The 15852-nt window shown below is 43.8% G+C and carries 13 protein-coding genes; 4 read left to right on the top strand and 9 right to left on the bottom strand.

The window, feature by feature from the left end:
• Positions 1–51 precede the first annotated feature (51 nt).
• The 9 genes from B0180_RS02925 to ffh all read right to left on the bottom strand — a co-directional run bounded on the left by B0180_RS02925 (position 52) and on the right by ffh (position 9067).
• Complete coding sequence (locus B0180_RS02925; RefSeq protein ID WP_078255592.1) at positions 52–744, bottom strand: hydrolase; 693 nt, start codon at positions 742–744, stop codon at positions 52–54.
• A 106-nt stretch (positions 745–850) separates the two neighbouring features.
• Positions 851–1585: a pirin family protein gene (locus B0180_RS02920; RefSeq protein WP_078255591.1), complete on the bottom strand. Its 735-nt coding sequence runs from the start codon at positions 1583–1585 to the stop codon at positions 851–853.
• A gap of 360 nt (positions 1586–1945) precedes the next feature.
• Positions 1946–3535, bottom strand: a complete 1590-nt coding sequence (locus B0180_RS02915) for an inorganic phosphate transporter (RefSeq protein WP_078255590.1) — start codon at positions 3533–3535, stop codon at positions 1946–1948.
• Positions 3536–3732: 197 nt separating this feature from the next.
• Positions 3733–4647, bottom strand: coding sequence for a 4-hydroxybenzoate octaprenyltransferase (gene ubiA / locus B0180_RS02910; protein ID WP_078255589.1), 915 nt, complete (start codon positions 4645–4647; stop codon positions 3733–3735).
• The gene (locus tag B0180_RS02905; RefSeq protein ID WP_049237295.1) at positions 4644–4907 is read right to left on the bottom strand and encodes a hypothetical protein; all 264 of its coding nucleotides are present in this window, start codon (positions 4905–4907) and stop codon (positions 4644–4646) included. Before B0180_RS02905 ends, ubiA begins: the two co-directional genes overlap by 4 nt.
• Before the next feature lie 75 nt (positions 4908–4982).
• Positions 4983–5786, bottom strand: coding sequence for a class I SAM-dependent methyltransferase (locus B0180_RS02900; protein WP_078255588.1), 804 nt, complete (start codon positions 5784–5786; stop codon positions 4983–4985).
• A 43-nt stretch (positions 5787–5829) separates the two neighbouring features.
• Entirely contained in the window at positions 5830–6672 is an 843-nt protein-coding gene (locus B0180_RS02895; protein ID WP_078255587.1) for an undecaprenyl-diphosphate phosphatase, read from the bottom strand.
• Positions 6673–6826: 154 nt separating this feature from the next.
• Positions 6827–7510: a tRNA (adenosine(37)-N6)-threonylcarbamoyltransferase complex dimerization subunit type 1 TsaB gene (tsaB, locus tag B0180_RS02890; RefSeq protein WP_078255586.1), complete on the bottom strand. Its 684-nt coding sequence runs from the start codon at positions 7508–7510 to the stop codon at positions 6827–6829.
• 12 nt (positions 7511–7522) lie between these two features.
• On the bottom strand, positions 7523–9067 hold the full coding sequence (gene ffh, locus B0180_RS02885) for a signal recognition particle protein (RefSeq protein ID WP_049237300.1): 1545 nt from the start codon (positions 9065–9067) through the stop codon (positions 7523–7525).
• Between the two features lie 226 nt (positions 9068–9293).
• Here ffh and B0180_RS02880 point away from each other — a divergent pair, with 226 nt between their 5' ends.
• The 4 genes from B0180_RS02880 to B0180_RS02865 all read left to right on the top strand — a co-directional run bounded on the left by B0180_RS02880 (position 9294) and on the right by B0180_RS02865 (position 15806).
• Positions 9294–10085 carry a cytochrome C assembly family protein gene (locus B0180_RS02880; RefSeq protein ID WP_167366910.1) on the top strand — a complete coding sequence of 264 codons (792 nt, stop codon included), beginning with the start codon at positions 9294–9296 and terminating at the stop codon, positions 10083–10085.
• Between the two features lie 75 nt (positions 10086–10160).
• On the top strand, positions 10161–10466 hold the full coding sequence (locus tag B0180_RS02875; protein WP_049237302.1) for a YbeD family protein: 306 nt from the start codon (positions 10161–10163) through the stop codon (positions 10464–10466).
• A gap of 47 nt (positions 10467–10513) precedes the next feature.
• Positions 10514–11896: an exonuclease SbcCD subunit D C-terminal domain-containing protein gene (locus B0180_RS02870; protein ID WP_233424904.1), complete on the top strand. Its 1383-nt coding sequence runs from the start codon at positions 10514–10516 to the stop codon at positions 11894–11896.
• A 19-nt stretch (positions 11897–11915) separates the two neighbouring features.
• On the top strand, positions 11916–15806 hold the full coding sequence (locus B0180_RS02865; RefSeq protein WP_078255585.1) for an AAA family ATPase: 3891 nt from the start codon (positions 11916–11918) through the stop codon (positions 15804–15806).
• Positions 15807–15852: the final 46 nt, after the last annotated feature.

Below are 15852 nucleotides of genomic sequence, written 5' to 3'. Positions count from 1 at the left end.
GACAAAGGCGCATTCAATCAAACACGCCTCTGTCAAAACATTTATCAATAATTATTTAGCCGGATTTGGGCCGATACGTTCACCGTGTTGTACACGCTCAGGCGCTCTGTGTACCATCGTGTAGGCATAATCTACGCCCATACCATATGCACCAGAATGCTCTCTCACGATATCCATAACTGCATCATAAGTATCTCTGCGTGCCCAGTCACGTTGCCACTCAAGCATCACTTGCTGCCAAGTCACTGGAATAATACCTGCTTGGATCATGCGCTGCATGGCATAGTCATGAGCTTCTACAGAAGTACCGCCAGAAGCATCGGCTACCATATAGATATCATAGTCAGTATCAGCTGCCGCTGCCAAAGCAAAGCCTAAGTTACATACTTCAGTCCATAGACCTGCAACGATCACTTTTTTACGGCCATTTTGTGCATTTTTTGCCAACGCATCACGGACATTTTGATCATCCCATGAGTTCATAGAAGAACGCTCAAGTAGCTGAGTTTCTGGGAATACTTCTAGCAGCTCTGGATATGTATGACCTGAGAACGCTTCAGTTTCAACAGTGGTGATGATGGTCGGGATATCAAAAGCTTTGGCTGCTTTTGCCAAGCCAACGACGTTATTTTTTAGAGTTTGACGGTCGATTGATTGCACGCCAAATGCCATCTGTGGCTGATGATCGATAAAGATCAATTGGCTGTTTTCTGGGGTTAGTAATTCTAGAAATTTATTTGACATCAGATGTCTCCTTTGTTGTTAAATTTTACATTTAGATTTGCCCAAAGCAATCCATGTTGTTTAGCCACTTTGGGCGATTAATTGATGATTACTCATCAAAAATTCATTAAGGCTGATTGGTGTTAGCAGCGATATCCATTGGCACATCCATCAATAGGATTTGGGCATCACTCGTAGCGGTCAATTCAAAACCATCCGTATCCCAAACGCCCAAACCATCGCGCTCGCTCAGCTGCTGATCACCGATTTTTGCTTCACCTTTGATCACAAATACATACACGCCATTGCCTGGTTTTTTGATATCATAGCGGCGGCTGGTATCCTTATCAAAGTTAGCTAGTGAAAACCAAGCATCTTGATGAATCCACACGCCGTCATCATCAGCGTTTGGTGATAAGATTTGTTGAAAATCATTTGGTTTGGCTTGATCAGCGATCGTGATTTGTTGATAGCGTGGCTCAACACCATTTTTACGAGTTAATACCCAGATTTGTAAAAACTTCACCGGTTGATCAGGGTTAGCATTCATCTCGCTGTGAGTCACACCTGTGCCCGCTGACATGACTTGGATGTCACCATTTTTGATGATACTACCGTTACCCATGCTGTCTTTGTGTGCCAAGTCGCCACTCAAAGGAATCGAGATGATTTCCATATCGCGGTGCGGGTGTCTACCAAAGCCCATTCCACCTTGAACGAAGTCATCATTAATAACGCGAAGTACACCAAAGCCCATGCGCTGTGGATTATAATACTCTGCAAAGCTAAAGGTATGGCGGCTTTTTAGCCAACCATGTTCGGCATTGCCACGAGAATCGGCAGCGTGAAATACAGTTTTCATCATTTTCTCCAATTGTGATTTGTTATTGATTTGAATTATAGCGTAATTAATTTGTGCGATAAACCGCCATTTTTGCAAGGCTTGATTGCAAAAATAGAAATTTAACAATTAAGAAAACATGAGAAACAATTCACTGCAAAATGTCGCAAATATCAAACCTTTCAGCGGTTGCACCCATCTATTTTTTAAAGTTATTTTAGTTAGTTTAGATTAAAATAAAATTTTTGATCTTTAAAGCCTGTTGTGTTGTTTGATATGGTATTTTAACTGATTACAAAAATAAAACCCCTTTAGAGAGCAGATCTAAAGGGGTTTTAACGGCTTAAAATAAACTTTCAGATGTCAGTATCGTGTTATGACTCAAAGAAAGTTTGTTAGCAGCATGAACGAAATGGCACTAATGATCGCAGCTGCTGGCAGGGTAATAACCCAAGCCAAGCCAATGGGCTTCATAAGGCTCCAGTTGGTGTTTTTATTGACCAAACCGATCCCAAGAACCGCACCAACCAAAATGTGCGTACTTGATACAGGAATACCCAAGGTAGACGCACCCATTACAACCGCAGCAGCAGCAAGCTCCGCTGAGAAACCTGATGCAGGATGCATCTCGGTTAGGTTGGTACCAACGGTTTGGATAACCTCTTTACCAATAAACCAAAGACCTACAATCAATGCCACACCAAAGGTCAACATGACAGGCGCAGGTACGGCTGCCTTGGCTTCGACGGCGTTATTTTTGATCACGTCCATGATCGCAACGAAAGGACCGACGGCGTTGGCAATATCGTTTGAACCATGACTAAACGCAAAAGCACACGCAGTGAATACCTGCATCCAGCTGAACATGACAAACGTGGCTTTGGCTAGATCTTCTTTTTGTTTACCGCGGATTGTTTTGGTATAAATAAAGGCAGTCAGCCAAACCATCGCACCAAGCATCCCCATCACCAAGCCAGCTTGCAAAGTAGATAATTTTAGACCTGTATTTGCTAGACCCTTAAATACCACCATGGCTGTCATGATCACCGCACCCAATGCAGCGATGAGCGGCACCCAAGTTTTCAATGCTTTAAGTGTATCCAAATTCTCGCGCTTGCGCTCAAGATCAAACACCGAACGGTAGTATTCTGTCTCCAAGTCGTCGCGTTGGCAATCGCCGTCTTTGTAGATTTCTTGGTCACGCAACATGGCGTTGGTGTAAGGCAGCTTTTCTTTATCAGCCAAAGTATCGAAATATTCTTTTTGTTGGCGTTTTAGCGTCTTTTTCTCAGCTTTGATGGATTTTACCATCGCTTCGGCTTTTTCGTTATATGCCAAAATATTTTTCTTGATGACGCTGTACAATAAATAAGAAAGCGCGCCACCTAAAACTGGTGATAACACCCAAGAAATCGCAATGTCACGAATTTTTGACCATTTTACTGTCGAAAATGCCAAATCCGTACCGCCAATGCTGATACCAAGAACGATCGAGCTACCGACGATACCGCCAATGATTGCGTGCGTTGTAGAAACTGGCAAACCGCGCTTGGTCGCAAATAACAACCAAAATGCCGCCGCAACGAGCGCTGAAAGCATCAAATAAATAAACTGATTTGGAGAGACGCCCAATTCACTGATATCGACAATGCCGCTACGAATCGTATCTGTCACCGCCGCGCCTGCCAAAACTGCGCCCGATACCTCAAAAATCGCCGCAACCGCCAACGCCTGAGTGACTGACAGCGTGCCCGCCCCTACCGATGTACCAAATGAGTTTGCAACATCGTTACCGCCGATGTTGAATGCCATAAAAATACCAAAGAAACTTGCGATCATAAACAACAGCACCTGCTGATGCATTGTGTAGACCAAGCCCCATTGGATAAAATAGATGCTCATCCCAGCCAACAGCAAGCCAAAGAATATGTTGGCTGCCATAGGTGTGACTTGTTTTGTAGAATTTACCATAAATCCACCAAAGAGAAATGAAAAAAGCCACTTCAAAGAACCTAAGTTTCTAAGGTTTTTGTGCAGTGGCTTAGTTACTTAAGCTGTACAAATTATAAATTTGGTTTATGACAGCTTGATGACAATTTAGCAAAGTTACAAAAAGTTTCTTTAAAATGATAGACGGTTAATTTTTGTAAATTAATATAATTTTAAGATTATCTAAAATAAATCACACATAAAACTACCGTCATCGTTAAAACATACCGTCCTACCCAAACATTTTCTCTAAAAGCGGTAAAGCACGCTAAGCGCTCACGGTCAGCGATGAGCTGATATTGTCGAAAAAACATCATCAGCACAGGAACAAATGTCAGCACGCACAGCCATTTGGGCATCACTTTAAAATAGTGCCAAAACGAGGCAATCATCAGTACCGTAAAGATAATATTCAAAGCCATGGTGATTGTTACATCGTATCTGCCAAAGAGTATGGCAGTTGATTTGACACCAATTTTAAGATCATCATCCCGATCACACATGGCATACTCGGTGTCATAAGCCACCGTCCAACACATATAGGCAAAAAACAGCACCCAAGTCCACACATCAGGCGCGCCTTGCACTGCGACAAATGCCATGGGAATCGCCCAACCAAATGCCGCTGCCAACACCAATTGCGGCATGTTGGTAAAGCGCTTCATAAACGGATAAATAAATGCCAATGACACCGCACCCAAAGACCAATAAAAAACCGCTTTGGGTAAAAAAAACAGCAAACACGCCGCCAATAAAGATAAGCCAACGAAGGTGAGCACCGCTGTTTTTGGCGACAGCCTGCCATCTGCTAGCGGTCTTGTATTGGTGCGCTTGACTTGCCCATCTACTTTTCGGTCGGCAAAGTCATTGATCGCACAGCCAGCCGCACGCATCAAAATGGCTCCCAAAGCAAAAATCACAATGTGCTGAATGCTTGGCAGTGATTTTTGACCTGCGTATGCCAAAAACAATGCCCAAAGCGTCGGATGTAATAACAGCTCAGTGCCAACAGGTTTATCAAAGCGTGTCAGCTGCAGCCATGCGATGAACTTATCGCTCAAAGTCATGGGTGCGTGGGTTTTAAGATTTTTCATGAGTTATTTTTTGGCGAACTTATCATCACATATAGCTGCACCGCTTGTCTTAGGCTGATCTCTGGGAATTTGGTACGAATGGCTTTGATGGCTTTGACTTGCGGTAAGTGTGATTGCGATTTTGCGTACTCAAGCCACTCTTGTTGTTTATAGACGAATAACGCATCTTCCAGTTTTCGGATACGGGTTTTTTGCGTGAAATTTTGTATTAATATCAGCACATTTAGGGCAAGATATGCCCATATTATCCAGCCATCCACTTAAATTCTCCCAAATAACTATGCCATTATGCTGCTGTTATGATGAGCTTTGACAAATTATCATCGCCCCAAATCTCAGGCTGAGTGCCTATTTTTATCATAGCGATCAAATCTTAGTGCTTCATTTTGAATGCTATGATCTGGTGATTGTTGATCAAAATACGGCGCACCGATCGGTCTTTTGATGATCAGCTTGCCGCTTGGTTTAAGCATGTCCATCGACTGACAAAAAAGCTGATGTGCTTCTGACTGCGTCGGCGGCGCTGCCAAATCATGCAAGGCTTGCATTTGTTTATTCACTTTGGCTTTATAGCTGTCTTTAGGGAACATTGGATCCAAATACACACAATCAAACTCCCCTGTCATCTCACTGGTATTGTTGTAGATGATGTCCATCCGACCCAAAAGCCCCTGCCAATTCGCCACTTGAGCCATGGTGTGATATTCATAATATAGCAGCAGCGCCATCACAGGGTTGCTCTCACACAAAGTTACCTGCGCTCCACTGCTCGCCAAAATCAGCGCATCATGACCAAACCCTGCAGTACCGTCTAGCGCCGTCATGCCTGCTTGCAGTTTACACGCCTGCAAAATCAGCTCTGACTTACGCCCTGCTGTGACAATACGATGCTGAAGCGCTGCCCAGTTCAGCGCAGATTTGATGACGGTTTTATCTTCAGCTTTGATTAGCGTCGGTGTGTTTTTTAAGATAGCAATGATGGGTGCGTCGCCAGTTTGTTTAAACCGTAAAATTTGCTTATCGTTTAGCTTGTCTTGCTGATGCACATCCAAATCAAGTGGCAGCTCATGCGCTTGACAAATGGACAAAAGCTCGTCAATCACTGTATTTGGCTTGTCATAAAGAAGTGATAATCGCACAGCAGCTCTCTAACATATCATCATGATCGCTTGGGTTGATGGCTCAAGCTTGAATTTGATAATTAAACCCAAAAAACGCAATCAACACCAAAACCCCTGTCGCGATTCTTAGCCAAGCAAAAATCATAAAGTCTTTTTGGCTCACCCAAGCCACCATCAGTCGAATACACAAAAGTGCGACAACAAAAGACACTCCTGTCCCAATCAGCAGGATTAGCCAGTCACTCAAGGTTTGTATTGCATCAAAATGTTTGACCAAGTCAAGAAGTGCAGCACCAATGATCACAGGAATGCCCAAGAAAAAAGAAAACTCCGTCGCCGCCTTGCGAGATGTCCCTAATAGTAGCGCCCCAATAATCGTTGAGCCTGAACGACTGGTACCTGGAATCAATGCCAAACACTGACACAGACCGATGCCAAGCGCTGTCTTAAAGCCGATATGCTCAGCTTCTAGCGCATGAATTTGGCGAGGATTTTTTTCAGCATAAATAATAATCAGCGCACCTAAGATGAGCATGGTCGCCACCACCAAAGGATGAAACAGTGCACCAGTGATGAAATCCGCCATCGTAAAACCAACCACCATCACAGGTAAGCTTGCGATAATCAAAGAAAACCCAAGCCGTCTTGGATTGGCAAGACTGGATGATTGCCCTGTCATCAATCCCATGAATGCATCCCAAAGCCTGCCCCAGTAATCATAAATGACCGCCGAGATCGCACCCAGCTGAATAAACACAATGAATAAATTGCGAAATTCACCACTTAAAAAATTCATGATATCTGCAGACAAAATCAGATATCCTGTGCTTGAAATGGGCAAAAATTCGGCAATGCCTTCTACCACGCCCATTATGATCGCTTTGATAATCAGCAAAATATCCATCAATCATCTCAAAAATAAAAAAGTAGGCAACGCCTTTGCTTCAGCCGCCTTAAATGATAGCCAGCAGCTCAGCGGTGACTGTATTGGCTTTTATAACTATATAAACATCGCCATTTATCAAGATACACTCAAGGATAAATAGGGATTGATACGGTCATTTACCTTGCTCAGCCAAAGTCTTCCAAGCATTATCTCTTAGATAAACAGGTAAAGCGTGTTCAGCAGGCACCGCGCGACCTTGGTGATATTCACTCAAAGCCAGTCGAGCGATATCACCTGCCGTGGGCTGAGCCTGCACAAGTTTTGCATTTGTCTCAATCAAAGATGCGCCGTCGCCAACGATGACATCAGCAGCTACTGCGCTGCCATACTCTGCCAAAAATTCGTTGCCATAGGGATTGTAAGCATCGATCACTGGCTCAATACTGCCATCTTTAATGATGAAATTGCCGGCATACACTTGATCTTGACGCGCATCCATCACTGCTGTAATGTGTGATGCTCCTTCAAATCGGTGCAGCTGATGCGCTGTGTCCGCTAGCGCAGCCAAACTTGACACACCCACGCACAACGTCTCGTGCGCCACCGACAAGGCTTGTACCACCGCCGTATTAATACGAATGCCGCTAAACGCACCAGGACCACGATTAAACGCCAAACAGTCTATGTTTGATAACTTAAAATTGGTCTTAGACAGCGCTTCATCCACCAAAGATAAAATAATCTCAGTTTGCCCACGGCTGCCTGGCACGGTCTGCTCATAAATCACCAAGCCATCTGCCATGAGCGCAATCGAACATTGCTCAAAGACCGTATCAAATGCCATTAACTTTGACATATCAGCCGCCCATCAAAAACGCTTTTTAAAGTTCGGTGGAAGCTGGTTTTGCATTTCTTGCATCTTTTTTTGCATCTCTTCCATGCTTGGCATATCTTCTGGCTTTAGACCCAGATCCTGCATGGATTTTTGCATTTCTTGCATCGTTGGCGCGCCTGCCTGATTAGCGCCTTTATTACCAAATAAAGGTCCGCCGCCTGACATACCGCGAGTCAAACCTTGCACCGCTTTCATCATTTTGCCAATGCCATCAGGTCGGCTGATCATTTTCATCATTTTTGCCATTTGTTTGTGCTGCTTGAGCAGGCGATTGACATCTTGAATCTGTCTGCCTGAGCCTGCTGCGATACGGCGCTTGCGGCTTGGGGTGATTTTATCTGGATTTTGGCGCTCAAAAGGCGTCATCGAATGAATAAGCGCTTCCATTTCCTTGACTTTTTCTTCAGGTTTGGCTTCTTCCATCGCTTTTTGGATATCAGCACCGCCCAAGCCTGGCATCTTATCCAAAAATCCTGCCATACCACCCAAATTTTTCATCTGCTGAAATTGGGTAAGTAAGTCTTCTAAATCAAACTCGCCACCTTTTTGGATTTTTTTCGCCATTTTTTCGGCTTTTTCGCGGTCGATTTTTTGTTCAACTTCTTCGACCAAAGACAGCACATCGCCCATGCCAAGGATACGCTGAGCGATACGCTCAGGGTGGAACAGCTCAAGCGCTTCTAATTTCTCACCGCGACCCAAAAACTTGATCGGCTTACCTGTGATCGCACGCACCGAAAGCGCCGCACCGCCGCGCGCATCACCATCGGTCTTGGTCAAAATCACGCCTGTCAAAGGCAGGGCGTCATTAAATGCTTTGGCAGTATTTGCCGCATCCTGACCTGTCATCGAATCCACAACAAACAGCGTCTCTACAGGATTGACCGCCTTGGTTAATTCCTTGATTTCGCTCATCATCTCATCATCAATATGCAGACGACCTGCGGTATCAATGATCAAAATATCTTGGTACTGAAGCTTGGCTTGTTCGATGGCTCGGCGCGCGATGTCGATCGGATTTTCATCAGTTGTCGAAGGCACAAAGCTTGCGCCCACTTGAGCTGCTACCTGCTCAAGCTGCTTGATAGCCGCTGGACGATACACGTCGGCTGACACCAGCATGACCTTTTTGTTTTGTTTGTCTTGCAAAAATTTAGCAAGCTTACCTGCAGTGGTCGTCTTACCTGCACCCTGCAAGCCTGCCAGCAGATACACCACGGGCGGCTTACCCGTCATCTCAAGCGCCTGATTGGCACTGCCCATCATCTCGGTGAGCTCATCATAAACAATTTTAACAAACGCCTGACCAGGGGCAAGCTCTTTGAGCACTTCTTGACCGAGCGCCTGCTCCTTGACGCGCGCCACAAAGTCACGCGCAACCGGCAGCGCAACATCCGCCTCAAGCAGTGCCATGCGCACTTCTCTTAGGGTGTCTTTGATGTTGTCTTCGGTCAGCTGTCCTGTGCCTGCGATATTGCGCAAACTGCCAGAAAGTCGTTCGGTTAAAGTATCAAACATAATTTTTCCAATGCGTTATTTCAAAGTGTGGGCATCGCTCAAGATTTGCTTATGATCATTTGAATGCCCATAAAAGTATTGCTACAAATACCTGCTATTTTATGCTAAATTAGGCAAATATTCCAATTTAATTGCACGATTCATGCCAAATCTTCACATTTTAGCGTGATTTTTGTGGATAAACTCACCCAAAAATATAAGACTGGGCATAAACAAAGGGGTAGCCGTGCTGGTGATTTTTTTACTTTGTCTGACACTGTATGTAGGGACAAGCTTTTATTTGGCGTATGCGCTGGTTAAGGATGCGCCGATCCATCGTTCAGTTCTCAGCATACTGGTCGCTGCCATGATCCTGCATGGCTGGGTGCTAACACCTCAAATCATCACCCTTTACGGACTGAACTTTAATTTATTTAACACATTGAGCTTAACGAGCTTATTTTTTGTGCTGTTTTATGTGCTCTTTGGGCTGTATCGACCAATTTTAAGCTTGGGGATCTTGGCGGTGCCGATGGCGGCGCTTGGGGTGAGTTTAGGGTATTTTGGTCAAGTGGCTTATGAGCCGCTCACCGATTTGTCAAACACCCTGCAAATCCACATTTTACTATCGTTTGCTGCTTACTGTGCGCTACTGATGGCAGCCGTTCAAGGTGTGCTGCTGCGCTTACAAATTCGTGAGCTTAAACACAAAACCATCCATCGATTTTGGGTCAGTCGCCTGCCGTCTTTACAGAGCATGGAGAGTCTTTTGTTTGATATGGTGCTGACTGGATTTGTGATTTTGAGTATCGCGCTTGGGCTTGGTCTGGTCGCAACTTATGATATCTTAGATCAGCATCTGGCACATAAGATGGTGTTTAGCTTGCTGAGCTGGCTATTATACGGGCTTTTGATTGCTGGTCACTATCGCTACGGCTGGCGTGGTAAGCGTGCGGCAAATTTTGCAGTCTATGGATTTTTATTGCTGGCGATCGGTTTTGTGGGCTCAAAGGCAGTGATGGAGTTTTTGGTCAATTAGCTTTTAATGACAGCACTTTAAATTTGACAAAAACACCCCATTTAATACCCACAATAACATCATTTAGGATCACTCATGACTGACACTCCAAAAACCCCAACACGCACCGAGATTCAGACGCCTGAGCTTTGGAATTTTCCAATGGATTATCCCATGAGCATCATCGGGCACGAAGGACATCACGAAGCACTGATCAATGAAGTCAAGCTGATTTTGGCAGAGATTTTCCCTGAGTTTGACGCAGCGACCATGCAGGTTCGCCCGTCTCGTACAGGTCGCTTTCATTCTGTGCGCGTGAATTTGTATTTAACCGATGCCGATCAGGTCAATCGCCTATACACCGCCTTGGATAAAGCCGAAACCGTGCGCACCGTCGTTTGACCAAAGACCGCTTTTTTGCGGTCTTTTTTTGATATTTGGTGACTGTCATGAATACATTTAAAACGCATCTAACCCATCAAAGCCCCATTCCGCCCGTCCTACCAAAGCCCAATGACTCGCTGCGCATACTGCATACATCTGATTGGCATTTGGGTAAGCTTTTATATAATCAGTCGCGCTATGAGGAATTTGCCAAATTTTTGGATTGGCTGATTGAGACTTTGACATTGTATCAAGTGGATGTTTTGATTGTTGCAGGCGACATCTTTGACACCATGACGCCAAGCAACCGTGCAGAACATCTCTACCATCACTTTCTTGCCACCGCCTTTAAAAATCATATTCAGCACATCGTCGTGGTTGCAGGTAATCATGACTCGCCCACCAGCCTCCAAAAAACCAAAGAAGTGCTAGGCGTGTTAAATACTCATGTGATCGGCAGTGTCAGCCAAGATAAATCCGATGAGCTGATCATGCTGACAGATGATGCAGGCATCCCAAGCGCCATCGTGATGGCAGTACCTTATATCCGTGATCGTGATGTCAGAAGTGGTATTGATGCCAGCTCAATTCACCAAAAAAATCAGCTTTTACTTGAAGGTGTGGCTGACTATTACCAATCTTTAGCCAATCTTGCCAAGGATAAGCAGCAAGCCGTTTATCACACCCACCAAAAAACCATTCCCATCATCGCCACAGGACATCTCTATGCCGCTGGTGCCGCTGTCTCATCCACCGATGATGGCATGCGCGATATTCAGATTGGAACGCTTGGTCAGATCAGCAGTCAGATTTTTGATGATGCCATTGATTATGTGGCGCTCGGTCATATTCATGCCGCCCAAAAAGTCGGTCAAAAAAATCATATCCGCTACAGTGGCTCGCCAATCGCGATGGGATTTGGAGAGATTGGACGCCACAAACAAGTGCTGATTGTTGATTTACCGCTAAATAAAAGCACGCAAACATCAACGCCCCCTAAGGATGATTTATTTCATAGCGCCAATCAAGATAACGATGCCATCTGTGTGCACAACCTGCCTGTTCCGATTTTTCATAGCCTTGCTAGAATCTGCGGCGATATGGCGTTCATCGCTAGCGCCATCGACACCCTAAAGGCATATGATGAGCCCATTTGGCTTGAGATTGAATATGTTGGCGATACCCTCATCACCAATTTAAAGCAGCAAATTGTTGATCTGCTTGAAGGCTCAAGCATTGCTGCGATCAGCATCAAAAATAAAGCCACCTATCAAGGCAGCCTAAAATCAAACACGCCTACCCTAAATTTAGAAGAACTTGATGAAATGGATGTATTTTATAAGCGGCTTGATAAAGAAGATCTCAATCAAGACGAAAAAAACGATCTTATCGGCGCTTACCAAGATTTGATCAAAGAAATCCAAGAAACCGATCATAAAGCCGTCTGATTTTAAAGGTTAGCTTAAAATGAAAATCTTAAAACTTACCTTTGAAAATATTAACTCCCTAAAAGGCAAATGGCAGATAGATTTTGAAGATCCTGCTTTTAATAGCCACGCTTTATTTGCCATCACAGGTCCTACAGGCGCCGGCAAAACGACGATTTTGGATGCCATCTGCTTGGCTTTATATGGTGAGACGCCTCGTCTGAATGTTTCTGCCACGCATAATGAGCTGATGAGTATTGGCACCGCCATGGCTGCCAGTACCGTCGTTTTTCGCGCTAATGATAAAATATATCAAGTCAGTTGGTCGCAGCGCAGAGCCAAGCAAAAAGTCGATGGTAATCTTCAAGCCGTCAGCCGAGAGATCAGCTTACTTGAGCACGCCGATGATACGCATGGAAAAATCCTTGAAGAAAAAGCAAGTTTGGTCAATAAGGAAGTTGAGCGTATCTTGGGCATGAATAAAGTCCAATTCACTCGATCGGTCATGCTTGTACAAGGCGAATTTGCGGCATTTCTACAATCGGACGCCGCCGAGCGCGGTCAAATTCTTGAACAAATTACAGGCACGCACATCTATGCCAAAATCGGGCAAGCAGCCTTTGAAAAGCACAAAGAACAGCTTAATTTATTAAAAAATCTACAAATCAAATTGGGCGAAGTTCGTTTATTAAATTCAGAAGAATATGACCAATTAATTGAGCAAATCAGCGCAATCACAGAACAAAAAAGCTCGCTTGAGTCTCAGATTAAGCTTGTCAGTGATCACCAAAAAACTGCCGATGACTATCAAACTTTGAATCAGGAAATCACGCATTATCAAGCAAAGCTGATCGAGCATCAAGAAGACTTAACCAATTTTGAACCAAATATACAGCGTTTGAATCGCGCTCATAATGCCAAAAATTTGCAGCCACTTTACACAGTGTTTCATGAGCAGCATCTTGAGCAGCTCAATAAAAAAGAGCAGCTCATCACACTTAATACTCGTCTGAACGAAATACATTTAAGCCATCAAAAGCACAGTCAAGCGCATGATCAATTTCAAGAAAATATTAACAAATTAACTCATGATTATGACATCTTAAAGCCGAAACTTCAAGCAGCTCGCAGGCTTGATCAGCATATCAGTGCTTTGTATAAAGAGCAGCAAAGCCTCATCCAAACCCTTGAAAAAACAAAACAAACGCATTCATCTGCGCAAGAGCTACTCAAAGAAACCCAAGCCAATCAATCAGCTTTGGTGCAAGAGATTGATAGTATCCAACAAAAAATTAATCGCATTGACAGTGATAACATAAATAAAAAATTACACCTATGCAATAATCATATCTCACAATATGATACGCTGCGGCGCGCGATAACACACGCTCATCAGCAGCAGCTTCAGCGCATTGAGACATTCAACAATCGTCTTGGCGAGCTTGAGGATAAGCGAAAGACTTTTAAAGCTATCGGTAACACTCTAAGCTCTATGGATAGCCAAATTATCGCCACAAATGATAAAATTATTGATAAATTAAACTTAAATAAACAAGATATTATTAATGTAGATATCCTACAAAAAACCATAGAAAATCAATACGCAAAAATCAAGCAGCAAACACACATTCTGCATACGCTAGATCGCATCTGTGAAAATTATGAGCAAAACACACTCATTCAATCTGAAATCAGTGACACCTGTCGCAAGATGAGTGATCTACAAACAGAAAAAGCCAACATCCAAACTGCTTTAGAGACACTCTCTCAAAAGATCGAACAAGCGAGCGAGACTCATAAAACGGTCTTGGAAAATTATGAGCTACATAAGCAAATTTTGCATATGAAAGCGCACTTTGATCAGCTCAAAGATGGCGATCCTTGCCCGCTTTGTGGGAGTACCGAGCATCCTTTTAAGTCGCAGCCCAATCACTTGGACGGTAAAAACGCCGAACTGGCTAAAGAAAAATTATTATTGTGCGAAACCAAGCTCAATGAACTCAATGAGACCGCCAATCAGCACACGACCACATTACACAAGCTGCAGGTGACTTTGGATGCTCATCAAGAGCGTTTGAGTCTTGCACAAAATAAAAGCAAGCATCTGTATCACGATCTTAATGCCGCATGGCAGGCGATCGCTGGTGAGATAAACTCAGACAATCCAACTGCCCTGCCAAGCAAAAGTGAAATTGATAAATTGATTAAAAATAGTCAAGATAACATTCAACATCTTGAAGAGACTTATCGGCTAAGCAGTGGGCTTTTACATGAACTCAATCAGCTGATCGCTCATAAAGACAAACAAACGATTGAAAAAGAAAATCTAAAGGCTAACGGTCTAATGCTTCGTGATAATACAGAGATGCTGATGCGCGAAATCTTTGATGCCAAATCGCATTTTTGCGATCAGCTATTAGCTGCATTTAATCAGCTGATCCAAGCACAAAGCGCCATTAGCACGACAGATGAGTTTAGCGCCATCAAACAGCATCTATCCGAAATCAGCACTTGGTATGATACCATCGCACATCACACCCAAGGCAATATCCTACCGAATGCTGAAGACTTTAGTCTGAGTGTATTCAAGCTTAATGAAGAAGAATTTGACCAAGTTTGGCACACTTTATCCAATGCTCAGCATTCACTTGAATCTCAAGCCAATCAAGCGATGGCGCTGAATGATGATCTTTTGGAGAAACAAACCAAACTCATCCACTTAGATGCGCAGATCAACGCACACACCGAAAAAATTCAAGAACTTACGCCTTTAATTGATGAGCTAAACCGCACTTTGGATGACAAAACTCTTGAAATCAAAACCCAAACCGCTGAGCGCACCGCCCTGCTCGGTGATCAAGATCCTGACCAAATCGACAAACAGTATCAAGATCAACTCACCAAAGCCAGAGCAGATCTTGATAGTAGCACCAAAGCTTTGCATGATGATCAGACCGCCTTACATGCCCAAAAAGCGACCATCGAAAGCTTAGATCTTAGCATCACAGAATTGACTAATAAGCTTGATCAAAGCAAAGCAGCGTTTGATGACGCACTGATGGCATCGGAGTTTAGCACTCAAGATGAATTCCTAGCAGCAATGATCTCAGAAGATGAGATGATCGAGCTCAAAACCGCTCATGACGCCATCATTGATAAGCTCAATCAAACCAAAGTATCGCTCAATAACTGCCAAGAAAAACTTGACAAGCTTACCATGGCTCATCCCAATGCCAAGCAATTAAATACTGACGACTTACAAACAAAGCTAACAGATCTACAGCGGCAACTAGAAGGCATCAACCAATCTATTGGCGAGCTGAATGCCATCAAAAGTGGTGAGCTTAAAAATCGTGAGCGACATTCTCAGCTTCTCGAAGACATCAAACGCCAAGAACAAGGAAATGCGGTATGGGCAAAACTAGATATGCTGATCGGCTCAGCAGATGGCAAAAAATATCGAAACTTTGTACAGGGTTTGACGCTGGATTTGGTGCTTTATCACGCCAATCAAATCTTAGCAAAAATGAACGACCGCTATTTGCTGACCTTTGATGGCGATAGCTCTAAGGCGCTTGAAATCTTAGTGACAGATCTTCATCAAGGCGATGCTGTACGCAGCAGTAAAAATTTATCCGGCGGCGAAAGTTTTATTATTTCATTGGCATTAGCGCTAGGGTTATCACAAATTAACAGTCAAAATGTGCAGATAGAATCACTCTTTTTGGATGAAGGCTTTGGCACACTGGACGAAACAGCTTTGGATTTGGCACTAAATACGCTATTTGAGCTACAGCAAAGCGGTAAAAGCATTGGTATTATTAGCCATGTTGCCAGCTTAAAAGAAAGAATTGATACTCAAATTGTCGTTGAAAAACACGCTGGCGGTTACAGCACGCTACATGGCGCTGGCGTCAAAAATATTTCATAAATTCATCTTAAAAATAAAGCCCTTACTACTATCGTAAGGGCTTTTT

This window comes from Moraxella canis (genome assembly GCF_002014965.1).
Classification (GTDB): Bacteria; Pseudomonadota; Gammaproteobacteria; order Pseudomonadales; family Moraxellaceae; genus Moraxella; species Moraxella canis.
This window is presented reverse-complemented; position numbering and strand designations above follow the sequence as displayed.

What these genes read in the sequence shown, in the direction of transcription:
- B0180_RS02925 (WP_078255592.1), bottom strand. Translation starts at nt 744, where the DNA reads ATGTCAAATAAATTTCTAGAATTACTAACCCCAGAAAACAGCCAATTG.
- B0180_RS02920 (WP_078255591.1), bottom strand. Translation starts at nt 1,585, where the DNA reads ATGAAAACTGTATTTCACGCTGCCGATTCTCGTGGCAATGCCGAACAT.
- B0180_RS02915 (WP_078255590.1), bottom strand. Translation starts at nt 3,535, where the DNA reads ATGGTAAATTCTACAAAACAAGTCACACCTATGGCAGCCAACATATTC.
- ubiA (WP_078255589.1), bottom strand. Translation starts at nt 4,647, where the DNA reads ATGAAAAATCTTAAAACCCACGCACCCATGACTTTGAGCGATAAGTTC.
- B0180_RS02895 (WP_078255587.1), bottom strand. Translation starts at nt 6,672, where the DNA reads ATGGATATTTTGCTGATTATCAAAGCGATCATAATGGGCGTGGTAGAA.
- tsaB (WP_078255586.1), bottom strand. Translation starts at nt 7,510, where the DNA reads ATGTCAAAGTTAATGGCATTTGATACGGTCTTTGAGCAATGTTCGATT.
- ffh (WP_049237300.1), bottom strand. Translation starts at nt 9,067, where the DNA reads ATGTTTGATACTTTAACCGAACGACTTTCTGGCAGTTTGCGCAATATC.
- B0180_RS02875 (WP_049237302.1), top strand. Translation starts at nt 10,161, where the DNA reads ATGACTGACACTCCAAAAACCCCAACACGCACCGAGATTCAGACGCCT.
- B0180_RS02870 (WP_233424904.1), top strand. Translation starts at nt 10,514, where the DNA reads ATGAATACATTTAAAACGCATCTAACCCATCAAAGCCCCATTCCGCCC.
- B0180_RS02865 (WP_078255585.1), top strand. Translation starts at nt 11,916, where the DNA reads ATGAAAATCTTAAAACTTACCTTTGAAAATATTAACTCCCTAAAAGGC.